This window comes from Geodermatophilus amargosae, assembly GCF_900116515.1.
Taxonomy (GTDB): domain Bacteria; phylum Actinomycetota; class Actinomycetes; order Mycobacteriales; family Geodermatophilaceae; genus Geodermatophilus; species Geodermatophilus amargosae.
This window is the reverse complement of record NZ_FPBA01000002.1, coordinates 333641-356424: the sequence shown is the minus strand read 5'-3', so window position 1 is coordinate 356424 and position 22784 is coordinate 333641. Positions and strand designations below refer to the sequence as shown.

The following is a 22784-nucleotide window of genomic DNA, read 5'->3' as shown; positions in this document are numbered from 1 at the left end:
CGTGCTGATCCCACGGCGCGTCAAGCACCGCAAGCAGCACCACCCGGGCCGCTCCGGCCGGGCGAAGGGTGGCACCGAGATCAACTTCGGTGAGTACGCCATCCAGGCCCTGGAGCCGGCCTACGTGACCAACCGGCAGATCGAGTCCGCCCGTATCGCCATGACGCGCCACATCCGTCGTGGCGGCAAGGTGTGGATCTCGATCTACCCTGACCGTCCGCTCACGAAGAAGCCGGCCGAGACCCGCATGGGTTCCGGCAAGGGCTCACCGGAGTGGTGGGTGGCGAACGTCAAGCCGGGCCGCGTCATGTTCGAGCTGTCGGGTGTGTCCGAGCCCGTCGCCCGCGAGGCCATGCGCCGCGCCATCCACAAGCTGCCCATGAAGTGCCGCTTCATCACGCGCGAAGGAGAGGTGTGATGGCCGCCGGTCTGACCGCCCCGGAGCTGCGCGAGCTCTCGGCCGACGAGCTCGCCACGCGGCTGCGTGAGCACAAGGAAGAGCTGTTCAACCTGCGGTTCCAGGTGGCCACCGGCCAGCTGGACAACAACCGGCGACTGCAGACCGTGCGTCGCGACATCGCCCGGATCTACACGATCATGCGCGAGCGCGAGCTGGGTCTCTCGGTCGCCCCGAACGAGGGTGTGGCATGAGCGAGACCGACAACGCCGCTGTCGCCAGCGGCCCCGGCCTGGCCGGTCGTGGGTACCGCAAGGTCCGTGAGGGCCTCGTCGTCAGCGACAAGATGGACAAGACGATCGTGGTCGAGGTCGAGGACCGCGTGAAGCACGGCCTCTACGGCAAGGTCCTCCGCCGCACGAGCAAGCTCAAGGCCCACGACGAGCAGGGGGTCGCCGGCATCGGTGACCGCGTGCAGATCATGGAGACCCGGCCGCTGTCGGCCACCAAGCGGTGGCGGCTGGTCGAGGTCCTCGAGAAGGCCAAGTAGGACCCGTCCGGGTCCACGCGGCCCTGTGACCCACTCCCTCCGGAGCGGGGCGCGGGACCGGGTACCCTGGACCACTGGCGCCCCTCCGGGTGAGCGCCACATCCCGGTACCCGTGTCGGACGCACCGGCGGCAAGCGCTGCCGGTGCGTCCGCACGTGGGTGCCGGACAGCCGGTTCACCGTTCTGGCCCGGCTGTCACCACTGAGATTGGGAGTAGGACGTGATCCAGCAGGAGTCGCGGCTCCGGGTCGCCGACAACACCGGTGCGAAGGAGATCCTCTGCATCCGGGTGCTCGGCGGATCCGGGCGGCGCTATGCGGGCATCGGCGACGTGATCGTCGGCACCGTCAAGGACGCCATCCCCGGTGCCGGCGTCAAGAAGGGCGACGTGGTCAAGGCCGTCGTCGTCCGCACCGCCAAGGAGCGTCGTCGTCCGGACGGCTCCTACATCCGCTTCGACGAGAACGCCGCGGTGATCATCCGCGACAGCGGCGACCCGCGCGGTACCCGCATCTTCGGCCCCGTCGGCCGCGAGCTGCGCGACAAGCGCTTCATGCGGATCATCTCGCTCGCGCCGGAGGTGCTCTGACCATGGCCAACGACAAGAAGACGCCGTCGATGAAGGTCAAGAAGGGCGACACCGTCGTGGTGCTCGCCGGCAAGGACAAGGGTGCCCGCGGCCGGGTCATCGCCGCCTACCCCAAGCTGCAGAAGGTCCTCGTCGAGGGCGTCGGCCGGGTGAAGAAGCACACCCGCATCAGCTCGAACCAGCGCGGTGCGCAGCAGGGCGGCATCGTCACCCAGGAGGCTCCCATCCACGTGAGCAACGTGATGGTGATCGACTCCGAGGGGACGCCGACCCGGGTCGGCCACCGCAAGGACGAGGAAGGCCGCAACATCCGGGTGTCGCGGCGGACCGGTAAGGACCTCTGACGATGACTGCACCCACCCGTGAGCTCCCGCGCCTCCTGGCGCACTACCGCGAGTCGATCCTGCCTGCCCTGCAGGAGGAGTTCGGCTACGAGAACGTCATGCAGATCCCGCGGCTGACGAAGATCGTCGTCAACATGGGCGTCGGCGAGGCCACCCGCGACGCCAAGCTGATGGACGGCGCGGTCCGCGACCTCACCGCCATCACCGGGCAGCGGCCGGCCGTCGTCCGGGCGCGCAAGTCCATCGCCCAGTTCAAGCTGCGCGAGGGCATGCCCATCGGCGCCAAGGTCACCCTCCGCGGCGACCGCATGTGGGAGTTCCTCGACCGGCTCCTGGCGCTGGCCCTGCCCCGCATCCGTGACTTCCGTGGCCTCAACGCCAAGCAGTTCGACGGGCACGGCAACTACACGTTCGGTCTGACCGAGCAGTCGATGTTCCGCGAGATCGACGTCGACAAGATCGACCGGCCGCGCGGCATGGACATCACCCTGGTCACCACCGCCACGAACGACGAGGAGGGTCGCGAGCTGCTCCGCCTCCTGGGCTTCCCGTTTGCCGGCCAGACCGTCGTCACCACCATCCGCTGAGCCGGGCCCCGGACAGAGGAGCAGGGAGACACCCAGATGGCCAAGAAGGCGCTGATCAACAAGGCGGCCCGCAAGCCCAAGTTCGCGGTCCGCGGCTACACCCGCTGCCAGCGGTGCGGGCGACCGCACTCCGTCTTCCGCAAGTTCGGCCTGTGCCGGATCTGCCTGCGGGAGATGGCGCACGCCGGCGAGCTGCCGGGCGTGGCCAAGTCCAGCTGGTAGTCGCACGGACCCGCCCCGCGCGCTGACCGCGCGGGGCGGGAGCACAGCACCACCCGGTCGCCGAGAGGCCCATGCGAGGGACGCGTGCGGAACCGCGGCGAGAGAGGCACGACACCCATGACGATGACCGACCCGATCGCGGACATGCTCACGCGGCTGCGCAACGCGAACACGGCCTACCACGACTCGGCGGCCATGCCGTCGTCGAAGCTCAAGACGCACATCGCCGAGATCCTCCAGCAGGAGGGCTACATCGCCGGCTGGCGCGTCGACGAGGTCGAGAAGGACGGCAGCACCCGCAAGGAGCTCGTGATCGACCTGAAGTACGGCCCCAACCGCGAGCGCAGCATCGCCGGGGTGCGCCGGGTGTCCAAGCCGGGCCTGCGGGTCTACGCGAAGTCGACTGCACTGCCCAAGGTGCTCGGCGGCCTCGGGGTGGCGATCATCTCCACCTCCACCGGGCTGCTGACCGACCGGCAGGCGAACAAGAAGGGCGTGGGCGGGGAAGTCCTCGCCTACGTCTGGTAAGAGGAGCGAGCGAGATGTCACGGATCGGACGACTGCCGATTCCGGTGCCCGGCGGTGTCGACGTCACCGTCGACGGCCAGACGGTCAGCGTGAAGGGGCCCAAGGGCTCCCTGGCCCACACCGTCGCGACGCCGATCACCGTCGACCGCGGCGAGGACGGCACCCTGAGCGTCCAGCGGCCCGACGACGAGCGCGAGAGCCGGGCCCTGCACGGCCTGTCCCGCACCCTGATCGCCAACATGATCACCGGCGTCACCGAGGGCTACACCAAGACCCTCGAGATCGTCGGCGTCGGCTACCGCGTCCAGGCCCGCGGGTCGGACCTGGAGTTCGCCCTCGGCTACAGCCACCCGGTGCCCGTGCGTGCGCCGGAGGGCATCACCTTCACCGTCGAGTCGCCGACCCGCCTGCGGGTCACCGGCATCGACAAGCAGCAGGTCGGCCAGGTGGCCGCCAACATCCGCAAGCTGCGCCGGCCGGACCCGTACAAGGGCAAGGGCGTCCGCTACCAGGGCGAGGTCGTCAAGCGCAAGGTCGGGAAGACGGGTAAGTGATGGCACAGACCAGTTCACAGAGCGGGGCCAAGGGGGCCCGGGTGCACACGCCCGTCGGCACCGACATCAGCACCTCGCGCCGCGTCTCGCGGCTGCGGCGCCACAACCGGCTCCGCAAGCGCGTCGCCGGCACGGCGGAGCGTCCGCGTCTGGTGGTCAACCGCAGCTCGCGGCACATCCACGTCCAGGTCGTCGACGACACCGTCGGCCGTACGCTGGTGAGCGCCTCGACGCTGGACGCCGACCTGCGTCAGGCCGAGGGCGACAAGTCCGTCCTGGCCCGCCGGGTCGGGGCCCTGGTCGCCGAGCGTGCCCAGGCCGCCGGCATCACCAAGGTCGTCTTCGACCGGGGTGGCAACCGCTACCAGGGCCGCATCGCCGCGCTGGCCGACGGCGCACGTGAGGGCGGGCTGGACTTCTGATGAACAGCACCGCACACCAGCAGATCGAGAGGGACGTCTGATGCCAGGACCACAGCGACGCGGCGGCGGCGCCGGCGGCGGTAACGACCGCCGCGACCGTCGTGACGGCGGGCGGGGGCCCGGCGGCGCGCCTGCCGAGAAGAGCAACTACATCGAGCGCGTGGTCGCCATCAACCGCGTGTCGAAGGTCGTCAAGGGTGGTCGGCGCTTCAGCTTCACCGCCCTGGTGATCGTCGGCGACGGTGACGGCACCGTGGGCGTCGGCTACGGCAAGGCCAAGGAGGTGCCCGCGGCGATCGCCAAGGGCGTCGAGGAGGCCAAGAAGCACTTCTACAAGGTGCCGCGCATCGCCAGCACCATCCCGCACCCGGTGCAGGGTGAGGCGGCGGCCGGCGTCGTGCTGCTCAAGCCGGCCAGCCCCGGTACCGGTGTCATCGCCGGTGGCCCGGTGCGTGCCGTGCTCGAGTGCGCCGGCATCCACGACGTGCTCTCCAAGAGCCTCGGCTCGTCGAACCCGATCAACATCGTGCACGCCACGATGCAGGCGCTGAAGGACCTCGTCCGCCCCGAGGAGATCGCCGCCCGTCGCGGGCTGCCCCTCGAGGACGTCGCCCCGGCCGCCATGCTCCGGGCGCGTGCGGGTCAGGGGGTCTGACATGGCGCAGCTGAAGGTCACCCAGGTCCGGTCGGCGATCGGCTCGAAGCCCAACCAGCGGCAGACGCTGCGCTCGCTGGGCCTCAAGCGGATCCACGACACGGTCGTGCAGGAGGACCGTCCCGAGATCCGCGGGATGGTCGCCACGGTGACGCACCTCGTCGCCGTCGAAGAGATCTGAGCAGGGACCCCTCATGACCATCAAGATCCACCACCTGCGTCCGGCCCCGGGCGCCCACACCCCCAAGACGCGAGTCGGCCGTGGTGAGGGCTCCAAGGGCAAGACCGCCGGTCGCGGCACCAAGGGCACCGGGGCGCGCGGGAACACCTCCGCGCGCTTCGAGGGCGGTCAGACGCCGCTGCACATGCGGCTGCCCAAGATGTCGGGCTTCAAGAACCCGAACCGGGTCGTGTTCCAGGTCGTCAACCTCGACCGGATCGCGGCGCTGTTCCCACAGGGCGGGCACGTCGACCCCGACAGCCTCGCCACCGCCGGCGCGGTGCGCCGGGGTCACCCGGTGAAGGTCCTCGGGACCGGCGACCTGGGCGGTGTCCAGGTCACCGTGCACGCGCACGCCTTCTCCGCCTCCGCTGCCGAGAAGATCTCCGCGGCCGGGGGCAGCACCACCCGCATCTGACCGCCGACGACCCCCGGGAGCACGACAGCTCCCGGGGGTCGTCTGCTGCCCGGTCTGCCGCTCCGGCAGGCGGGCCGGATGCGGCCCCCGCAGGCCCCCGCCGCGCGCTCGCGAGTGGCGGGGGCAGGGGGCTCCTCCGCCGTTGCTAACCTCATCCGACCGAGCAGGGGAGGGCACGTGCTGCAGGCGTTCGCCGCGGCGTTCCGGACGCCAGACCTCCGGCGAAAGTTGCTGTTCTCCCTGGCGATGATCGCCATCTACCGGCTGGGCGCCTCCGTGCCCGGGCCGGGCGTCTCCGTCCAGGCGATCAACAGCTGTCTCGAGCAGGCCCAGGCGGGCAGCCAGCGCGACGTCTACTCGCTGGTGAACCTGTTCTCCGGCGGTGCACTGCTGCGGCTGTCGATCTTCGCGCTGGGGATCATGCCCTACATCACCGCCAGCATCATCGTGCAGCTGCTGGTCGTGGTGATCCCGCGCTTCGAGCAGCTGAAGAAGGAAGGGCAGTCGGGCCAGCAGAAGCTGACCCAGTACACCCGCTACCTGACGATCGCCCTGTCGGTCCTGCAGAGCACCGGCATCATCGCCCTGGCCCGCAGCGGTCAGCTGTTCCCGGGCTGCCAGCAGGACATCATCCCGTCGGACAGCATCTGGACGACGGTCGTGCTGGTCGTCACCCTGACCGCCGGTACCGCGGTGATCATGTGGCTCGGCGAGCTGCTCACCGAGAAGGGGATCGGCAACGGCATGTCCGTGCTGATCTTCACCTCGATCGCCGCGCGCATCCCGGCCGAGGGCGGCTCGATCCTGCAGACCCGCGGCGGTGTCGTCTTCGCCGTCGTCTGCGCCTTCGCCCTGCTGATCATCGGCGCGGTCATCTACGTCGAACAGGCACAACGCCGCATCCCGGTCCAGTACGCCAAGCGCATGGTCGGCCGCCGCATGTACGGCGGCACCTCGACCTACCTGCCGTTGAAGGTCAACCAGGCCGGCGTCATCCCGGTCATCTTCGCCTCGTCGCTGCTGTACCTGCCGCAGCTGATCACCCAGCTGCAGGGCGACGAGACCGGCCCGGTCCGGCAGTTCTTCGAGAACTACGTCATCGACCAGAGCAGTCCCGTCCACGTGGCGCTGTACTTCGGCCTGATCGTGTTCTTCACGTACTTCTACGTGTCGATCACCTTCAACCCGGAGGAACGGGCCGACGACATGAAGCGCTACGGCGGCTTCATCCCCGGCATCCGCCCGGGTCGGCCGACGGCGGAGTACCTGCAGTACGTGCTGTCCCGGATCACCCTGCCCGGGTCGATCTACCTGGGGATCGTCGCGGTGCTGCCCAACTTCTTCCTGTCGGTCACGCAGCAGGGTGCGAACCAGAACTTCCCGTTCGGCGGGACGGCAGTGCTGATCATGGTGGGAGTGGGCTTGGAGACCGTGAAGCAGATCGAGACGCAGCTCAACCAGCGCAACTACGAAGGGTTCCTGAAGTAGTGCGCATCGTGCTGCTGGGTCCGCCCGGTGCGGGCAAGGGCACCCAGGCCCAGGTCATCGCCGGCCAGCTCGGTGTCCCGGCGATCTCGACCGGCGACATCTTCCGCGCCAACGTCAGCGGCCAGACCGAGCTGGGGCTGAAGGCCAAGGTCTACATGGACGCCGGTGACCTGGTGCCCGACGAGATCACCGTCGCCATGGTCAAGGACCGGTTGGCCGAGCCGGACGCGGAGGGCGGCTTCCTGCTCGACGGCTTCCCCCGGACCATCCCGCAGGCCGAGCAGCTGCGCGGCTCCCTCGAGGAGCTCGGTCAGCGTCTGGACCGCGTCGTCGAGCTGGTCGTCGACGAGGAGGAGCTGGTGCGCCGGCTCTCCGGCCGCCGGATGCTGGTCGACGGCGAGTGGGTGCAGCGCGACGACGACAAGCCCGAGACCGTCCGGCGCCGGCTCGAGGTCTACCGGGAACAGACCGCGCCGCTGTCGGGGTTCTACGACGGCGAGGGGCTGCTGTCGCGCATCGACGCGATCGGCTCCGTCGACGAGGTCACCGCCCGGGTGATGACCGCCCTGGGCCGCTCCCCGCAGCCCGGGCAGCCGAGCGACAGCTGAGGGGACGGCGCCGCCGATGTCGGCCGGGATCCTGACCCGCCTCCCGCTGCTGGCGAAGTGGAGTGGACGCATGATCCAGATCAAGACACCGCACGAGATCGAGCTCATGCGCGGTGCCGGGCTCGTCGTCGCGCGGGCGATCGCCGCTGTCCGGGCGGCCGTGCGGCCCGGTGTGACCACCGGGGAGCTCGACGCGATCGCCGAGGACGTCATACGGTCGGCCGGGGCCATCCCGTCGTTCCTGGGCTACCACGGCTTCACCGGCAGCATCTGCGCGTCGATCAACGACGAGATCGTCCACGGCATCCCGGACCCGGAGCGGTCCCTCGCCGAGGGCGACAACATCTCCATCGACTGCGGCGCCATCCTCCAGGGATGGCACGGTGACTCCGCCGTCACCGTCACCGTCGGTCCGCCGTCGGCCGAGGACGCCGCTCTCATCGACGTCACCGAGCGCAGCATGTGGGCCGGGTTGGCCCGCGCCGTCGCCGGTGGCCGGCTGACCGACATCAGTGCCGCCGTCGAGGGGGTCGTCACCGCCGAGGAGCACGCCTACGGCATCGTCGACCACTACGGCGGCCACGGCATCGGCACCGAGATGCACCAGGACCCCCACGTCCTCAACTACGGCCGCCCCGGCCGGGGCCCCAAGCTCGTGCCGGGCCTCGCGCTGGCCATCGAGCCGATGGTGACCGTGGGCGACGCCGCCACCGCCGAGCTCGAGGACGGCTGGACGGTCGTCACCAAGGACGGCTCGCGCGCCGCGCACTTCGAGCACACCGTCGCCATCACACCGGAGGGTCCCTGGGTCCTCACGGCCGAGGACGGCGGCGTCGCGGGGCTGGCACCCTTCGGGATCACCCCCCGCACCTGAGCGAGGACGCGAGGACCCCGCCGCCCGCGAGGTGCCGGCGGTGGCCTCCGACCACGGCCTGCTGCTCGCTGTGTGAGCGAGACCGGGTTGGAGTGCCCCGTTCCTGCGGGGTACAGTGGCCGATGGCGCTCGCGCCGTCCTGTCGTCGTGCTGTGGCCGCGCGATGCAGGACGCCCTCGCGGGAGTGTCTGCACCACCTGTTCTGCAACCACCGTGTGCGACCTGGGGTCGAGCCCCGGCATGGACGCACGCGACTCCAGCACCACACCACCAGCACCACCGATTCAGGGAGGCCGTGTAGGGCATGGCGAAGAAGGACGGGGCCATCGAGGTCGAGGGTCGCGTCGTCGAGCCGCTGCCCAACGCGATGTTCCGGGTCGAGCTGCAGAACGGGCACCGGGTGCTCGCCCACATCAGCGGCAAGATGCGGCAGCACTACATCCGCATCCTGCCGGAAGACCGCGTCGTCGTGGAGCTCTCGCCCTACGACCTGACCCGCGGTCGCATCGTCTACCGCTACAAGTGACCGCCGCCGGCACGGGGCACCTCCGGGTGCCGCGTGGGCGGCCATCGATCGACAGGAATGAGGGGCGGCACCGGTGAAGGTCCAGCCGTCGGTGAAGAAGATCTGCGACAAGTGCAAGGTGATCCGCCGGCACGGCCGGGTCATGGTCATCTGCGACAACGCCCGCCACAAGCAGCGGCAGGGCTGAGGGAGTACCTGAGACATGGCACGACTGGCCGGCGTCGACCTGCCCCGCGACAAGCGGATGGAGGTCGCGCTCACCTACATCTACGGGATCGGCAAGACCCACGCCAAGGAGACCCTGACGGCGACCGGCGTCAGCCCGGACCTGCGCGTCCGGGACCTCTCCGACGAGGACCTGCTGCGGCTGCGCGACTACATCGACGAGCACTTCCGCGTCGAGGGTGACCTGCGCCGCGAGGTGGCCGCCGACATCCGCCGCAAGGTGGAGATCGGCTGCTACCAGGGCCTGCGTCACCGTCGTGGGCTGCCCGTCCACGGTCAGCGCACCCGCACCAACGCGCGCTCCAGCAAGGGCCCGCGCAAGACCATCGCCGGCAAGAAGAAGGCCGGCAAGAAGTAAGCCGCGCAGCGGCCCGTCGTGGCGACCCGTGAGGGCGGGAGCGACGGGCTGCGCGTGTGTTTCCAGGCCATACGTCAGAAGGAATCCGGAGAGACATGCCTCCCAGGGCTCGCGCCGCGGCTGGTGCCAAGAAGGTCCGCCGCAAGGAGAAGAAGAACGTCGCCCACGGCGCCGCTCACATCAAGAGCACGTTCAACAACACGATCGTGTCGATCACCGACCCGACCGGGAACGTGATCAGCTGGGCCTCGGCCGGCCACGTCGGCTTCAAGGGCTCGCGCAAGTCGACGCCGTTCGCCGCCCAGATGGCTGCGGAGAACGCCGCGCGCAAGGCCCAGGAGCACGGCATGCGCAAGGTCGACGTCTTCGTCAAGGGCCCGGGTTCGGGTCGTGAGACCGCGATCCGCTCGCTGCAGGCCACCGGCCTCGAGGTCGGGCAGATCCAGGACGTCACCCCGCAGCCGCACAACGGCTGCCGCCCGAAGAAGCGTCGCCGGGTCTGACCGGCCACTGACGAGAAGAACGAGGAGTACCTGACGTGGCCCGTTACACCGGAGCCGACTGCCGCATGTGTCGGCGCGAGAAGATGAAGCTGTTCCTCAAGGGCAGCAAGTGCGAGTCCCCGAAGTGCCCGATCGAGATCCGGCCCTACCCGCCGGGCGAGCACGGCCGGGGCCGCAGCAAGGACAGCGAGTACCTCCTGCAGCTGCGCGAGAAGCAGAAGGCCCGCCGCATCTACGGCGTCCTCGAGAAGCAGTTCCGCGGCTACTACGAGGAGGCCAACCGCAAGACCGGCAAGACCGGTGAGGTCCTGCTGCAGATCCTCGAGTCGCGGCTGGACAACGTCGTGTACCGGGCCGGCTGGGCCGAGAGCCGCGACATGGCCCGCCAGCTGGTCAAGCACGGCCACATCCGGGTCAACGGCCGCAAGGTCGACATCCCGTCCTACCGGGTGAGCGCGAACGACATCCTCGAGGTCGCCGAGAAGTCGCGGCGGATGGTGCCCTTCGAGATCGCCCAGGCCCGTGCCGGCGAGCGCCCCGTGCCGCCGTGGCTGGAGGTCATCGGTGGCCAGCTGCGCGCCGTCGTGCACAGCGTCCCGGCCCGCCAGGTGATCGACACCCCGGTCCAGGAGCAGCTGATCGTCGAGCTCTACTCCAAGTAAGGGCTCGCAGCACCACAGCACCACTGCACCACCCGGCCCCGGCGGGCGGACCGATGTCCGCCGGGGCCCGCACCACCCCCCTCACGGCGTCATATGGCGGGCGCCGGAGGACCCAGAGGAGACACCCCCATGCTCATCGCACAGCGTCCGACGCTGACCGAGGAGACGATCACCGAGCAGCGCTCGCGGTTCGTCATCGAGCCGCTGGAGCCCGGCTTCGGCTACACCCTCGGCAACTCGCTGCGCCGCACCCTCCTGTCGTCGATCCCCGGTGCTGCCGTGACCAGCATCCGGATCGAGGGCACCTTGCACGAGTTCACCACCGTGCCCGGGGTCAAGGAGGACGTCACCGAGGTCATCCTGAACCTCAAGGGCCTGGTCGTCAGCTCCGACTCCGACGAGCCGGTGACCATGTACCTGCGCAAGCAGGGTCCCGGTGAGGTCACCGCCGCCGACATCGCGCCCCCGGCCGGTGTCGAGGTGCACAACCCCGAGCTGCACATCGCCACCCTGAACGGCAAGGGCCGCCTCGAGATCGAGCTGGTCGTCGAGCGGGGCCGCGGCTACGTCCCGGCGCCGCAGAACAAGCAGCCCGGCCAGGAGATCGGCCGGATCCCGGTCGACTCGATCTACTCGCCGGTCCTCAAGGTCACCTACGCCGTCGAGGCCACCCGCGTCGAGCAGCGCACCGACTTCGACCGCCTCGTGGTCGACGTCGAGACCAAGCCCTCGATCGCCCCCCGCGACGCCATCGCCAGCGCCGGCTCGACCCTCGTCGAGCTGTTCGGCCTGCTGCGCGAGCTCAACGTCGATGCCGAGGGCATCGAGGTCGGTCCCAGCCCGGCCGAGGCCGCCGACATCGCGAACTTCTCGATGCCGATCGAGGACATGGACCTCACCGTCCGGTCCTACAACTGCCTCAAGCGCGAGGGTGTGCACACCGTCGGGGAGCTGGTCACCCGCTCGGAGGCCGACCTGCTCGACATCCGCAACTTCGGGGCCAAGTCGATCGACGAGGTCAAGATGAAGCTGGCGGCCATGGGCCTGGCGCTCAAGGACAGCCCGCCCGGGTTCATCCCGACCTCGGTCGAGAGCTACGACGAGGGCTACGAGACCGACGCCTACCACGGCACCGCCGAGTACGGCACCGAGTACGGCCAGGTCCAGTACGACGACGGCTCCTACCAGGAGACCGAGCAGCTCTGACGCTGCACCGGCCGGGCGGCGGGGGACCTGCCGCCCGGCCGGGCCGGTGTCCACGGCACCGGCAGCGCCCGCCACACTGAGAACAGCGACGACAGCACCACCTGGTAGCAGCCGGCGAACGCTCCGTCCGGCCGCCTGAGGAAGGACCGACATGCCCACCCCCACCAAGGGCCCCCGTCTCGGCGGCTCCGCCGCCCACCAGCGGCTGATGCTGGCCAATCTGGCCACGTCGCTGTTCGAGCACGGGCGGATCACCACCACCGAGGCGAAGGCGAAGCGGCTGCGCCCGTACGCCGAGAAGCTGGTCACCTTCGCCAAGCGCGGTGACCTGCACGCCCGCCGGCAGGTCATGACGGTCATCCGGGACAAGGACGTCGTCCACCACCTGTTCGCCGAGATCGGCCCGCGCTACGAGAACCGGCCCGGCGGCTACACCCGCATCACCAAGGTCGGTCCGCGCAAGGGCGACAACGCCCCCATGGCCGTCATCGAGCTGGTCGAGGCCCTGACCGTCGGCCAGCAGGCCGTCGGCGAGGCCGAGCGTGCCCGCGGCACCCGCTTCGCCGCCGGCGCCGGTGGCGCCTCCGCCTCCGGTGAGGTCACCGCCGACGCCATCGAGACGGCCGACGTCGACGAGACCGTCGCCGACGACGCCGAGGTCGAGACCACGGACGACGCGGTCGCCGATGACACGGTCGCCGTCGACCCGGTCGCTGCCGACGACACCACCGAGGTCGTGGCCGCCGACGCCGAGACCCCGGGCGACGCCGGGGACACGGACGGGCCCAGGTGAGCGAGCAGCCGGGCGCGGGCGGCGACGCCGGCGCTGCCGGGGTCTCCGCCGGCGGCGGTGACCAGGGCGCGACCTTCGCGGGCGAGACCACCGGGCCCGGCGGCGACACCTCGCCGGCCGTCACCGGCGGCGACGTCGACCCCGAGGCGCAGCAGATCGTCACCGATCTCTACAACCCCGACGGGGACCGCCAGGACGACGGGAACGTGACCCCGCAGCCGCGCGCGGAGAACCTGGCCGTGGTCGACGACCCGGCGCTGTCGCCGGACGTGGCCGCCGCGGCGGCCGCGGAGATCGAGGCCGCCGAGATCGGCGACGCCGCGAGCGCGGGCACCCACGCCCCCGGCGGCGAGTCGGCACCCGACCCCCAGTGATCTCCTGAACACCCAGCACCACCCCGACGAGCCCGCCCCCGACCCCGGGGGCGGGCTCGTCCGTCTCCGGCTGGCCGTCGCCTACGACGGGACGGACTTCTCCGGCTGGGCCCGGCAGCCCGGGCGCCGCACGGTGCAGGCCGAGCTCGAGGCCGCACTGGCCACCGTGCTGCGGATCCCGGTCGGGCTCACCGTCGCCGGCCGGACCGACGCCGGGGTGCACGCCACCGGCCAGGTCGCGCACGCCGACGTCCCGCGGGCGGCCTGGGAGGACCAGCGCGAGCGGCTGGTGCGCCGGCTGCGCGGGCTCCTGCCGGCCGACGTGGCCGTGCCCGCCGTGGAGGAGGCCCCGCCCGGCTTCGACGCCCGCTTCGGAGCGCTGGCGCGGCACTACGCCTACCGGCTCACCGACAGCGACGCCGGTCCGCCACCGCTGCGCCGCGCGGACACCGCCGGCTGGCCCCGTCGGCTCGATGCCGCCGCCATGGAGGCCGCCGCGCGCCTGCTGACCGGCCGGCACGACTTCGCCGCCTTCTGCCGCCGCCGTGAGGGGGCCACGACCATCCGCACGCTGCTGGAGCTCGCGGTGACCCGGGACGGCGACCTGGTGACCGTCACCACGTCCGCCGACGCGTTCTGCCACTCGATGGTGCGCAGCCTGGTCGGCGCGCTGATCGCCGTGGGGGAGGGCCGCCGGGCGCCGGAGTGGCCGGCCGGCCTGCTCGAGCGCCGGCAGCGGGCCGACGAGGTCGTCGTCGCGCCGCCGGGCGGGCTGACCCTCCTGCGGGTCGACTACCCGCCGGACGCCGACCTGGCCGCTCGCGCGCTGGTGACGCGCGCACTGCGCACCTAGGGGAGCGCGGCGACGGCGTCGGCGATCGGGGTGTCGCCGGAGACCAGCTCCACGACCTCGTCCGTCTTCCCCGCGTCGAGCAGGGCGAGCAGCACCGCGGCGACGTCGTCACGGGGGACCTCGCCGTACTCGACGCCGTGTTCGAGCCGCACGCGTCCGGTACCAGGCTCGTCGGTCAGGCCGCCCGGCCGCAGGATCACGACGTCGAGGGCCGTGCGCGGCAAGATGGTGTCCTCGGCGCGGAGCTTGGCCTGCAGGTACACGGCGAAGACCGGGTCCATGCCCCGCGGGGTGCCGTTCCGGGCCTGCTCGACGCCCATCGAGGACACCAGCAGGTAGGGGCGGACCCCGGCGCGCTCGGCGGCGTCGGCCAACAGGACGGCGGCGCCGTGGTCGACGGTGTGCTTGCGCGCCTCGCCGCTGCCCGGACCGGCGCCGGCCGCGAAGACCACCGCGTCGGCGCCGCGCACCACCTCGGCGACGTCGTCGACGGAGGCGGACTCCAGGTCCAGCACCGCGGGCGTGACGCCGTCGGCCTCGAGGTCGGCGGTGTGGTCGGGGTTGCGGACGATGCCGACCACGGTGTCCCCGCGTCCGGTGAGCAGCCGGCCGAGGCGGCGGGCGACCTGGCCGTGGGCTCCGGCGATGACGACGCGCATGCGCAGCCCCTACCCCTCGCCCGGACCGGTCACCCGCCGGCGGCGGCGCGGGCGCGGGCCAGGTCGGCGGGGGTGTCGCAGTCGGTCCAGGGGGGCGGCGTGCCCGGCTCGCGGGCGGGGGAGAACCGGGTGACCGACAGCCGGGCCAGCACCCGGCGCACCGGGACAGGACCGTCGGCACCGGTCAGCGCCGTCCGCAGCGCCGCGGTCCGCCAGACCCCCAGCAGGTACTGGTCGCGGCCGGTGTCGTCGACGACCAGGACGCCGTCGGCCGTGAGGCGCGCCCGCAGCTCGGCGACCAGCGCGGGCGTCACGAACGGCAGGTCGCCGGCGAGCACCGCGACGACGTCGGCGTCGACGACGGCCAGGCCCGCGCGCATGGCGGCGACCGGCCCGCCGCCGGGTGGCTGCTCGCGGACGACGCGGACACCCGCGGGCACCGGCTGCGGCGGTCCGACGACGACCCGCTGTGCTGCGTCGGCGACCGCGGCGAGCACCGTCTCGAGCATCGTGCGGCCGCCGACCTCGAGCTGCGGCTTGGCCCGCCCGCCCAGCCGGGCCGCCCGGCCACCGGCGAGCACCACCGCCGCGTAGGGCGCGAGCGGGTGCGGCGCGGTCACGGACGAACCGTAGGGGCCGGGCGTGGGTACCGTCGCTGATCGTGGGACGAGTCACCAGCCGCACCCCGGTGCTCCGCATCCGGGGGCCCGTGCGCACCACCCGACCCGACACGGTGGCCGCGGAGGAGCCGCTGGAGATCCGCCTGAACGGATCGCCGCTGGCGGTCACCATGCGCACGCCGGGCGCGGACTTCGACCTCGTGCACGGCTTCCTCGCCACCGAGGGCGTCATCGCGGACATCGAGGACGTCGCCGGGCTGCGCTACTGCAACAGCGTCGACGACGAGGGCCGCAACACCTACAACGTCGTCGACGTGGACCTGGCGCCGGGCGTGGAGCCGCCGGACACCGCGCTGGACCGCAACTTCCTCACCTCGAGCTCGTGCGGCGTCTGCGGCAAGGCGAGCATCGACGCGATCCGGACGCGCACCCGCCACGACGTGGCCGCCGACGCCACGCGCCTGGAGCTGGCCACCCTGCTGGCGCTGCCCGACCGGCTGCGCGCGGCGCAGGAGGTGTTCACCAAGACCGGCGGGCTGCACGCGGCCGGGCTGTTCACCGCCGACGGCGAGCTCGTGGCACTGCGCGAGGACGTCGGCCGGCACAACGCCGTGGACAAGGTGATCGGCGACGCGCTGCGCGCCGGCCGGCTGCCGCTGACCGGGCACGTGCTGATGGTCAGCGGCCGCGCGAGCTTCGAGCTCACCCAGAAGGCGGCGATGGCCGGCATCCCGGTGCTCGCCGCGGTGTCGGCGCCGTCGTCGCTGGCGGTGGAGCTGTCCGCCGACGTGGGCATCACGCTGGTCGGCTTCCTGCGCGGCGACGGCTGCAACGTCTACAGCCGGCAGGAGCGGATCGTCCTCGACGACTAGGGGGCCGGAGGCTCCCGCGATCGAGCGCCGGTGGGACTCAGGCCAAGCCGGGGACGGCACCTGGCCGTCTGCCCGAGGCGAGGCGCCCTGCGGGCGGTGGGAGGAGTGGGGGCCGGAGGCTCCCGCGATCGAGCGCCGGTGGGGCTCACGCCAGGCCGGGGACGGCACCTGGCCGCGGTGGAGGCCGGTAGGCCGACGATCGACTCAGTGGTCGCCGCCGCGGAGCTGGCTGACCACGTGCGGGAGCAGCGGGCCGAGGACCGCGAGACCGTCGCGCACCCCGCCGGTCGACCCGGGCAGGTTGACGATCAGCGTCCGCCCCGCCGTGCCGGCGATGCCGCGGGACAGCACCGAGGTCGGCACCTGCGGCTCGCCGTACCGCCGCACGGCCTCGGCCAGGCCGGGTGCCTCGCGCTCGACCACGGTCCGCGTGGCCTCGGGCGTGACGTCGGTGGGGGACAGGCCGGTGCCGCCGGTGGTCAGCACGACGTCGGCGCCCGACGCCACCGCCTCGCGGAGGACGGCGGCCAGCGCGTCGGCGTCGTCGGGACGCACGTGGGGGCCTTCGACGGCGAAGCCGAGCTCCCGCAGCCCCTCGGCGAGCGCCTGCCCGCTGCGGTCCTCGTAGACCCCGGCGGAGGCGCGGTTGGACGCGGTGACGACGACGGCGCGGGCGCCGGCCGGCAGCCCGCTCACCGCCGCCACTCGCCGCTCTTGCCGCCGGACTTGGCCAGCAGCCGCACGTCGGTGATCGAGGCGCGCGGGTCCACGGCCTTGACCATGTCGATGACGGTCAGCCCGGCGACGGCGACCGAGGTCAGTGCCTCCATCTCCACGCCGGTGCGGTCGGCGGTGCGGGCGGTGGCGGTGATCTCCACGGCGTCGTCGGTGACCTCGACGTCGACGGTGACGCCGTGCAGCGCGATCGGGTGGCACAGCGGCACCAGGTCCGGCGTCCGCTTGGCCCCGGCGATGCCGGCGATCCGCGCGACCGCCACGGCGTCGCCCTTGGGCACGCCCTCGCCGCGCAGCAGCGCCACCACCTCCGGGCTCACCAGCACCCGGCCGGCGGCGGTGGCCTCCCGGGCGGTGACCGGTTTGGCCGAGACGTCGACCATCCGGGCGGCGCCCCTCTCGTCGACGTGCGTGAGGCGGTCGGTCACTGCAGGGCTCCCTCGATCAGGACGACGTCGACCTCGGCGCCCGCGGGCAGCTCGGTGACGTCCTCGGGCACGACGACCAGGCAGTTGGCCCGGGCCAGGTGGGCGACCAGGTGCGAGCCGGGCCCGCCGACCTGGGAGACGCGGCCGGCGTCGTAGCGGCCGCGCAGGAACTGCCGCCGGCCCGCGGGGGAGCGCAGCGGCGCGGTGAGCAGCGCCGGCGCCCGCAGCCGGTCGGGCGAGGCGTGCCCCAGCGCCCGGCGCAGCGCCGGTCGGACGAAGACCTCGAAGGACACGAACGAGCTCACCGGGTTGCCCGGCAGCGTGACCACGGGGACGCCGTCGACGGTGCCGGCGCCCTGCGGCCCGCCCGGCTGCATGGCCACCTTGCCGAACTCGACGGTGCCCAGCGTCCGGAACGCGTCCTTGACCACCTCGTAGGCGCCCGCGCTCACCCCGCCGCTGGTGACCAGCAGGTCGGCGTCTGCGAGCTCGCTGCGCACCGTGGTCAGGAACTGGTCGACATCGTCGGGGACGAAGTGCAGCCGCCGCGCGGTGCCGCCGGCGTCCTCGACGGCGGCGCACAGCAGCAGCGAGTTGGACTCGTAGACCTGCCCGGGCAGCAGCGGCTCGCCCGGCTCGACCAGCTCGCTGCCGGTGGACAGCACGAGCACCCGAGGACGGCGGCGGACCCACAGCGTGCGCGCGCCGACGGCGGCGGCCAACCCCAGCTGTGCGGCGCCGAGCGGGCTGCCGGCCTCCAGCGCCACCGTCCCGGCCGTGATGTCCTCCCCGGTGCGGCGCAGGTGGGTGCCGGCGGCCGGGGCGTCGCGGATCTCGACGACGTCGGTCGCGGCGTCGGTGAGCTCCACCGGCACGACGACGTCGGCGCCCGGCGGCAGCAGCCCGCCGGTCATGATCCGCTGCACGGTGCCCGCGGCGAGGGGGGCGACCTCGGTCCGGCCGGCCGGGATGTCGTCGGCGACCGGCAGCCGGACGGGGAGGGCGGCGAGGTCGGCCGAGCGCGCGGCGTACCCGTCCATGGCCGAGTTGTCGTGGCCGGGCAGCGGCACGCCGGCCGCGACGTCGCGGGCGAGCACGCGGCCGTGCGCCGCGGCCACCGGCACCTCCTCCTCGCCGAGCGGGGCGAGCAGGGCGGCGACCGCCGCCTGGTGTTCCTCGACCGTGCGCACCCGGCCATCCTGGCGGATGCGCCCCGGCGCGGCTGGCGCGCGTCCGGGTCGCCCGCGACAGCGCACCCGGGGCATAGGAAGCTGTCCCCGCGTCCGCACGTGCAGAACGTGCGGAGAGCCTCCTGTGCCGCCGACCCGAGAGGAACCGCGCACGTGCCCGAGTACGAGCGGATGCTGGCCGCCAACGAGGAGTGGGCCCGGGACTTCCAGGGCGGCCTGCCCGTGGCCCCGGCACGGAAGGTCGCCGTCGTCGCCTGCATGGACTCCCGCATGCCGCTGTTCCCGCTGCTGGGTCTCGCGGTGGGCGACGCCCACGTCATCCGGAACGCCGGCGGGGTCGTCACCGAGGACACCATCCGCTCGCTGACGATCTCCCAGCACGTGCTCGGCACCCGCGAGATCGTGCTGGTGCACCACACCGACTGCGGCCTGCAGAAGACCGACGACGCCTCCTTCGCCGACCTGGTCGAGCAGGCCACCGGCGCCCGGCCGCCGTGGCCGGCGCGCACCTTCACCGACGCCGACGAGGACGTCCGCGAGTCGATCCGGCTGCTGCGGGAGAGCCCGTACCTGGTGTCCAAGGACATCTGCGGCACCGTCTACGACGTCGAGACCGGACGGCTCCACCGGGTGGATCCCGACGCAGGTGCGTGACCTGCGCCGACACCCCTCCTAGGCTGCCCGCTCGTGACGGGGATGCGTGGTCGGCGGGCGGGGGGCGTGGCAGCCGCCGTGGCGGCGGGGGTGCTGCTGGCGGGGTGCACGAGCACGGTGAGCGGGACGGCGACGCCGCTGGCCAGTGCCGCGCCCACCACCAGCGAGTCGGCGGCCCCCACCACCCCGTCGGAGCCGCCGATCGACGTCACGCCCGCCCCGGAGCCGACCGTGGGCACCCTGCTGGAGTCGCACCGGATCGCGTCGGTGACCTCCCTGGTACAGGTCACCTTCCCGAGCCGGACCGAGACCTGCTTCCCGTCGGGCCCGTGGAGTGACTCCGGCGCCCTCGACGCGGCCTACTTCGGCAACGGGACCGCCGGGCCGATCCTCGACCGCTGGGGCTTCGTCACCGCGTGGGGCCAGTGCAACAGCGACCCCGCCGACGGCCGCGGCACGCTGACGATGGTGGCCGAGCTGTCCGACCCCGAGTCGGCCGCGCGGGCCGCCCAGGAGCTCGCCGACGACCAGGCGACCGGCGGCTACGAGCCGGCGCAGGTGCCCGGGCTCGACGGCGCGGTGCTGCTGCAGGGAAGCGGTGGCGAGGACGTCGTCCAGGCGTTCGTGCCGGTCGGCCGGATGCTGGCCTACGCCTACCACACCGCCGGCTCCGGCCAGGGCCTCGAGGAGGTCGGCCGGCTGATGGCCGACCAGGTGCCGCTGCTGCAGTCGTTCCAGCCCACCCCGCAGGACCAGGTGCCCTCGCTGCCCACCGACCCCGACGGCCTGCAGCAGCTGACCCTCGACCCGCCGGGGGACTTCACCGACTTCTCCGGCCCCTACGACCTCGAGGGCTACCTGCGGCTGGCCATCGACCCGTTCCGCGAGCGCGACCTGCTCACCGCCAACGGGTTCACCGGCTTCTACTCCAAGCAGTCCGAGGAGGCCGACCTCAGCTACGCCGTCGCGCTCTACGCCTTCCCCTCGTCGACGGAGACGAACACCGTCTACACGGCCTTCGCCCAGCTCGAGGACGCCGAGTTCGGCGGCACCGCGTTCCAGCTGCCCTCCATCCCCGACGCCCCGTGCTTCTGGTTCGAGTCGGGGGAGAGCTACTACCAGCGCTGCTACGTCGGCTACGGCAGCCACCTCGCCAGCGTGGACGTCCTCGGCCTCGGCGCCCCCGACGACGTCGCGGCGATGGACCGCCTGCTGCCCGCGCAGCGCGACCTCATCGACGGTTGAAGGACCCCGCCCTCCTCACGCCTCGCACGCTCGGGGTGAGCCTCTGGACGGGGCCGTTCCCGCCGGTCGCCTGCTGGTATCGTCGTCGGCTGGTGCGCGGCCGCCGGCTGGTGCGCGCGCGCCGTCCCGTCTCCCGTGCTCGGTGAGGCGATCCCACCAGCCGCCCCGACGACGACGGAGGACACGAGCGCCGTGCGCACGTACACCCCCAAGCCCGGCGAGATCGCGCGGGACTGGCACGTCATCGACGCCACCGACGTGGTGCTCGGTCGACTCGCCAGCCAGATCGCGATCCTGCTGCGCGGCAAGCACAAGCCCCAGTTCGCGCCCCACGTCGACGTCGGTGACTTCGTCGTCGTCGTGAACGCGAACAAGATCGCGCTGACCGGTTCCAAGCGCGACCAGAAGACCGCCTACCGCCACTCCGGCTACCCGGGCGGTCTGCGCGCCATCAACGTCGGCGACCAGCTGCGCACCCATCCCGACCGCGTCGTCGAGCGTGCCGTCAAGGGGATGCTGCCGCACAACAGCCTCGGCCGGCAGATGGCGAAGAAGCTGAAGGTGTACGCGGGGCCCGAGCACCCGCACTCCGCGCAGCAGCCCCAGACCTTCGAGATCAAGCAGGTGGCCCAGTGACCTCGCCCATGACCGCGGCGCCGACCGTGACCGACGCCGACGGGCGTCCCGTCCAGACCGTCGGCCGGCGCAAGGAGGCCATCGTCCGCGTGCGGCTCGTGCCCGGCAGCGGGCAGTTCCGCCTCAACGGCCGGACCCTCGAGCAGTACTTCCCCAACAAGGTCCACCAGCAGCTCGTCCGCGAGCCGTTCGTGATCCTGGAGAAGGGCGAGCAGTACGACGTCATCGGCATCCTGCACGGCGGCGGCGTCAGCGGTCAGGCCGGCGCGCTGCGCCTGGCCATCGCCCGCGCCCTCATCCAGGTCGAGGCCGACGACCGTCCGGCCCTGAAGAAGGCCGGCTTCCTCACCCGTGACGCGCGCGTCACCGAGCGCAAGAAGTACGGGCTCAAGAAGGCCCGCAAGGCGCCTCAGTACTCGAAGCGCTGACCGGCACCGCCGTGGGTCGCCTCTTCGGGACCGACGGCGTCCGGGGTCGGGCCAATGCCGACCTCACGCCGGAGCTGGCCCTGTCGGTGGCCCGTGCGGCCGCCACCGTGCTCGCCGGCCGCGACGGGACCTCGCGTCCCGTCGCGGTCGTCGGCCGTGACCCCCGCGCCAGCGGGGAGATGCTCGAGGCCGCCGTCGTGGCGGGCCTGGCGAGCGCAGGCGCCGAGGTGCTCCGCGTGGGTGTGCTGCCCACGCCGGCCGTCGCCTTCCTCACCGCCGAGACCGGCGCCGACCTCGGCGTCATGATCTCGGCCAGCCACAACCCGATGCCCGACAACGGCATCAAGCTGTTCAGCCGCGGCGGCCACAAGCTGCCCGACGCGGTCGAGGCGGCGATCGAGTCGGCCGTCGCCACCTCCCGCCGCAGCACCGACGGCATCCGCCCCACCGCCGGCGACATCGGCCGGGTCCGCGACCTGACCGACGGCGCCGCGGACTACGCCGCGCACCTGCTGTCCACGGTGCCGGCGCCCGTGTCCGGGCTGCGTCTCGTCGTCGACTGCGCGCACGGCGCCGCCGCCACGGTCGCCCCCGAGGTGTACCGCCGCGCCGGCGCGGAGGTCACCGTCATCGGTGGCGAGCCCGACGGATGGAACATCAACGACGGCATCGGCTCCACCCACCTCGGCCCGCTCACCGAGGCCGTCAGGGACACCGGCGCCGACCTCGGCATCGCCCACGACGGCGACGCCGACCGGTGCCTGGCGGTCACCGCCGACGGCCGGGTCGTCGACGGCGACGCGATCCTCGCCGTGTGCGCGCTCGGCCTCAAGGAGCGCGGCGAGCTCCGGCAGGACACCGTCGTCGCGACGGTGATGAGCAACCTGGGCTTCCACCACACGATGCGCGACGCCGGCATCGCGGTGCAGACCACCGCCGTGGGCGACCGCTACGTGCTCGAGGCGCTGCGCGCCCGCGGGCTGTCCCTCGGCGGGGAGCAGAGCGGCCACCTGGTCTTCCTCGACCACGCCACCACCGGTGACGGGACGCTCACCGGGCTGTCGCTGCTGTCCCGCATGGCCGCCACGGGCGCCTCGCTGGCCGAGCTGGCCTCGGTGGTGAAGCGGCTGCCGCAGACGCTGGTCAACGTGCCGGTCCGCGACCGCATCCGGGTCGTGGAGAGCGACGCGGTGGCCGGTGCGGTCAACGCCGCCGAGGAGGAGCTCGGCGACGAGGGCCGGGTGCTGCTGCGCCCGTCGGGCACCGAGCAGCTGGTGCGGGTGATGGTCGAGGCGCCCACGCAGGAGCTCGCCGACGACATCGCCCAACGCCTGGCCGCCGTCGTGGCCGCCGTCGACTGA

General features: G+C 72.6%; 36 protein-coding genes. 31 read left to right on the top strand and 5 right to left on the bottom strand.

Translation table 11 applies throughout. From position 1 onward, the window contains the following. Position 1 precedes the first annotated feature (1 nt). The 25 genes from rplP (at position 2) to truA (ending at position 13956) form a co-directional block, all read left to right on the top strand. A complete protein-coding gene (gene rplP / locus BM414_RS04385; RefSeq protein ID WP_093578195.1) occupies positions 2-418 on the top strand; it encodes a 50S ribosomal protein L16 in 417 nt (138 codons plus the stop codon). Next, on the top strand, positions 418-651 hold the full coding sequence (gene rpmC, locus BM414_RS04380) for a 50S ribosomal protein L29 (RefSeq protein ID WP_093578194.1): 234 nt from the start codon (positions 418-420) through the stop codon (positions 649-651). The genes rplP and rpmC overlap by 1 nt, the downstream gene beginning before the upstream one ends. Continuing rightward, the gene (gene rpsQ, locus BM414_RS04375) at positions 648-947 is read left to right on the top strand and encodes a 30S ribosomal protein S17 (RefSeq protein WP_093578193.1); all 300 of its coding nucleotides are present in this window, start codon (positions 648-650) and stop codon (positions 945-947) included. The genes rpmC and rpsQ overlap by 4 nt, the downstream gene beginning before the upstream one ends. Positions 948-1167: 220 nt before the next feature. Next, a complete protein-coding gene (gene rplN, locus BM414_RS04370; RefSeq protein ID WP_073421359.1) occupies positions 1168-1536 on the top strand; it encodes a 50S ribosomal protein L14 in 369 nt (122 codons plus the stop codon). A 2-nt stretch (positions 1537-1538) separates the two neighbouring features. Beyond that, entirely contained in the window at positions 1539-1880 is a 342-nt protein-coding gene (gene rplX / locus BM414_RS04365) for a 50S ribosomal protein L24 (protein ID WP_425432349.1), read from the top strand. Between the two features lie 2 nt (positions 1881-1882). Continuing rightward, the gene (rplE, locus tag BM414_RS04360) at positions 1883-2467 is read left to right on the top strand and encodes a 50S ribosomal protein L5 (RefSeq protein WP_175551410.1); all 585 of its coding nucleotides are present in this window, start codon (positions 1883-1885) and stop codon (positions 2465-2467) included. A 36-nt stretch (positions 2468-2503) separates the two neighbouring features. After that, a complete protein-coding gene (locus BM414_RS04355; RefSeq protein ID WP_093578191.1) occupies positions 2504-2689 on the top strand; it encodes a type Z 30S ribosomal protein S14 in 186 nt (61 codons plus the stop codon). 123 nt (positions 2690-2812) lie between these two features. Next, positions 2813-3217, top strand: a complete 405-nt coding sequence (rpsH, locus tag BM414_RS04350) for a 30S ribosomal protein S8 (RefSeq protein WP_425432348.1) — start codon at positions 2813-2815, stop codon at positions 3215-3217. 14 nt (positions 3218-3231) lie between these two features. Further along, positions 3232-3771, top strand: a complete 540-nt coding sequence (gene rplF, locus BM414_RS04345; RefSeq protein WP_093578189.1) for a 50S ribosomal protein L6 — start codon at positions 3232-3234, stop codon at positions 3769-3771. A gap of 41 nt (positions 3772-3812) precedes the next feature. Next, a complete protein-coding gene (gene rplR / locus BM414_RS04340; protein ID WP_217644539.1) occupies positions 3813-4193 on the top strand; it encodes a 50S ribosomal protein L18 in 381 nt (126 codons plus the stop codon). 40 nt (positions 4194-4233) lie between these two features. After that, positions 4234-4848, top strand: coding sequence for a 30S ribosomal protein S5 (rpsE, locus tag BM414_RS04335; RefSeq protein ID WP_026857030.1), 615 nt, complete (start codon positions 4234-4236; stop codon positions 4846-4848). Between the two features lies 1 nt (position 4849). Further along, complete coding sequence (gene rpmD / locus BM414_RS04330; protein ID WP_093578188.1) at positions 4850-5029, top strand: 50S ribosomal protein L30; 180 nt, start codon at positions 4850-4852, stop codon at positions 5027-5029. Positions 5030-5042: 13 nt separating this feature from the next. Continuing rightward, positions 5043-5486: a 50S ribosomal protein L15 gene (gene rplO / locus BM414_RS04325; protein ID WP_093578187.1), complete on the top strand. Its 444-nt coding sequence runs from the start codon at positions 5043-5045 to the stop codon at positions 5484-5486. A gap of 177 nt (positions 5487-5663) precedes the next feature. Further along, complete coding sequence (gene secY / locus BM414_RS04320; RefSeq protein WP_093578186.1) at positions 5664-6974, top strand: preprotein translocase subunit SecY; 1311 nt, start codon at positions 5664-5666, stop codon at positions 6972-6974. 8 nt (positions 6975-6982) lie between these two features. Continuing rightward, entirely contained in the window at positions 6983-7582 is a 600-nt protein-coding gene (locus BM414_RS04315) for an adenylate kinase (protein ID WP_425432347.1), read from the top strand. A 70-nt stretch (positions 7583-7652) separates the two neighbouring features. Beyond that, a complete protein-coding gene (map, locus tag BM414_RS04310; protein ID WP_093578374.1) occupies positions 7653-8456 on the top strand; it encodes a type I methionyl aminopeptidase in 804 nt (267 codons plus the stop codon). A 304-nt stretch (positions 8457-8760) separates the two neighbouring features. Next, positions 8761-8982: a translation initiation factor IF-1 gene (gene infA / locus BM414_RS04305; protein WP_012950459.1), complete on the top strand. Its 222-nt coding sequence runs from the start codon at positions 8761-8763 to the stop codon at positions 8980-8982. 73 nt (positions 8983-9055) lie between these two features. Next, positions 9056-9169, top strand: coding sequence for a 50S ribosomal protein L36 (rpmJ, locus tag BM414_RS04300; RefSeq protein ID WP_012950458.1), 114 nt, complete (start codon positions 9056-9058; stop codon positions 9167-9169). 15 nt (positions 9170-9184) lie between these two features. Continuing rightward, positions 9185-9565 (top strand): 30S ribosomal protein S13, encoded by a 381-nt coding sequence (gene rpsM / locus BM414_RS04295; RefSeq protein ID WP_093578184.1) that lies wholly within the window; start codon positions 9185-9187, stop codon positions 9563-9565. Positions 9566-9660: 95 nt separating this feature from the next. Continuing rightward, entirely contained in the window at positions 9661-10068 is a 408-nt protein-coding gene (gene rpsK, locus BM414_RS04290) for a 30S ribosomal protein S11 (RefSeq protein ID WP_012950456.1), read from the top strand. A 35-nt stretch (positions 10069-10103) separates the two neighbouring features. Further along, positions 10104-10730 (top strand): 30S ribosomal protein S4, encoded by a 627-nt coding sequence (gene rpsD / locus BM414_RS04285; protein WP_093578183.1) that lies wholly within the window; start codon positions 10104-10106, stop codon positions 10728-10730. 129 nt (positions 10731-10859) lie between these two features. Continuing rightward, a complete protein-coding gene (locus BM414_RS04280) occupies positions 10860-11936 on the top strand; it encodes a DNA-directed RNA polymerase subunit alpha (RefSeq protein WP_093578182.1) in 1077 nt (358 codons plus the stop codon). Positions 11937-12087: 151 nt separating this feature from the next. After that, a complete protein-coding gene (gene rplQ, locus BM414_RS31720; RefSeq protein ID WP_093578181.1) occupies positions 12088-12729 on the top strand; it encodes a 50S ribosomal protein L17 in 642 nt (213 codons plus the stop codon). Then, on the top strand, positions 12726-13103 hold the full coding sequence (locus tag BM414_RS04270) for an amino acid kinase family protein (protein ID WP_093578180.1): 378 nt from the start codon (positions 12726-12728) through the stop codon (positions 13101-13103). Before rplQ ends, BM414_RS04270 begins: the two co-directional genes overlap by 4 nt. A gap of 4 nt (positions 13104-13107) precedes the next feature. After that, on the top strand, positions 13108-13956 hold the full coding sequence (gene truA, locus BM414_RS04265) for a tRNA pseudouridine(38-40) synthase TruA (protein WP_093578179.1): 849 nt from the start codon (positions 13108-13110) through the stop codon (positions 13954-13956). Here the strand turns inward: truA and BM414_RS04260 are convergent. Beyond that, positions 13953-14615, bottom strand: coding sequence for an NAD(P)H-binding protein (locus BM414_RS04260; RefSeq protein WP_093578178.1), 663 nt, complete (start codon positions 14613-14615; stop codon positions 13953-13955). The genes truA and BM414_RS04260 overlap by 4 nt on opposite strands. A gap of 29 nt (positions 14616-14644) precedes the next feature. Continuing rightward, the gene (gene mobA / locus BM414_RS04255; RefSeq protein WP_093578177.1) at positions 14645-15235 is read right to left on the bottom strand and encodes a molybdenum cofactor guanylyltransferase; all 591 of its coding nucleotides are present in this window, start codon (positions 15233-15235) and stop codon (positions 14645-14647) included. A 41-nt stretch (positions 15236-15276) separates the two neighbouring features. Between mobA and fdhD the strand changes: the two genes are divergently transcribed. Continuing rightward, entirely contained in the window at positions 15277-16107 is an 831-nt protein-coding gene (fdhD, locus tag BM414_RS04250) for a formate dehydrogenase accessory sulfurtransferase FdhD (RefSeq protein ID WP_093578176.1), read from the top strand. Positions 16108-16311: 204 nt separating this feature from the next. Here fdhD and BM414_RS04245 read toward each other — a convergent pair whose 3' ends face one another. The 3 genes from BM414_RS04245 to moeA are packed head-to-tail and all read right to left on the bottom strand — an operon-like array spanning position 16312 to position 18460. Further along, positions 16312-16803 (bottom strand): MogA/MoaB family molybdenum cofactor biosynthesis protein, encoded by a 492-nt coding sequence (locus tag BM414_RS04245; RefSeq protein ID WP_093578373.1) that lies wholly within the window; start codon positions 16801-16803, stop codon positions 16312-16314. Further along, positions 16800-17270 carry a cyclic pyranopterin monophosphate synthase MoaC gene (moaC, locus tag BM414_RS04240; RefSeq protein ID WP_075013331.1) on the bottom strand — a complete coding sequence of 157 codons (471 nt, stop codon included), beginning with the start codon at positions 17268-17270 and terminating at the stop codon, positions 16800-16802. The genes BM414_RS04245 and moaC overlap by 4 nt, the downstream gene beginning before the upstream one ends. Continuing rightward, on the bottom strand, positions 17267-18460 hold the full coding sequence (moeA, locus tag BM414_RS04235; protein ID WP_093578175.1) for a molybdopterin molybdotransferase MoeA: 1194 nt from the start codon (positions 18458-18460) through the stop codon (positions 17267-17269). Before moeA ends, moaC begins: the two co-directional genes overlap by 4 nt. A 153-nt stretch (positions 18461-18613) precedes the next feature. On the opposite strand from moeA, the gene BM414_RS04230 reads away from it, so the two are divergent. The 5 genes from BM414_RS04230 to glmM all read left to right on the top strand — a co-directional run bounded on the left by BM414_RS04230 (position 18614) and on the right by glmM (position 22784). Further along, on the top strand, positions 18614-19114 hold the full coding sequence (locus tag BM414_RS04230; RefSeq protein WP_093578174.1) for a beta-class carbonic anhydrase: 501 nt from the start codon (positions 18614-18616) through the stop codon (positions 19112-19114). A gap of 66 nt (positions 19115-19180) precedes the next feature. Continuing rightward, on the top strand, positions 19181-20359 hold the full coding sequence (locus BM414_RS04225; RefSeq protein WP_093578173.1) for a DUF7373 family lipoprotein: 1179 nt from the start codon (positions 19181-19183) through the stop codon (positions 20357-20359). A gap of 192 nt (positions 20360-20551) precedes the next feature. Further along, positions 20552-20995, top strand: coding sequence for a 50S ribosomal protein L13 (rplM, locus tag BM414_RS04220; RefSeq protein WP_093578172.1), 444 nt, complete (start codon positions 20552-20554; stop codon positions 20993-20995). Further along, entirely contained in the window at positions 20992-21423 is a 432-nt protein-coding gene (gene rpsI, locus BM414_RS04215) for a 30S ribosomal protein S9 (protein ID WP_425432346.1), read from the top strand. Before rplM ends, rpsI begins: the two co-directional genes overlap by 4 nt. Before the next feature lie 11 nt (positions 21424-21434). Further along, positions 21435-22784 carry a phosphoglucosamine mutase gene (glmM, locus tag BM414_RS04210; RefSeq protein WP_093578171.1) on the top strand — a complete coding sequence of 450 codons (1350 nt, stop codon included), beginning with the start codon at positions 21435-21437 and terminating at the stop codon, positions 22782-22784.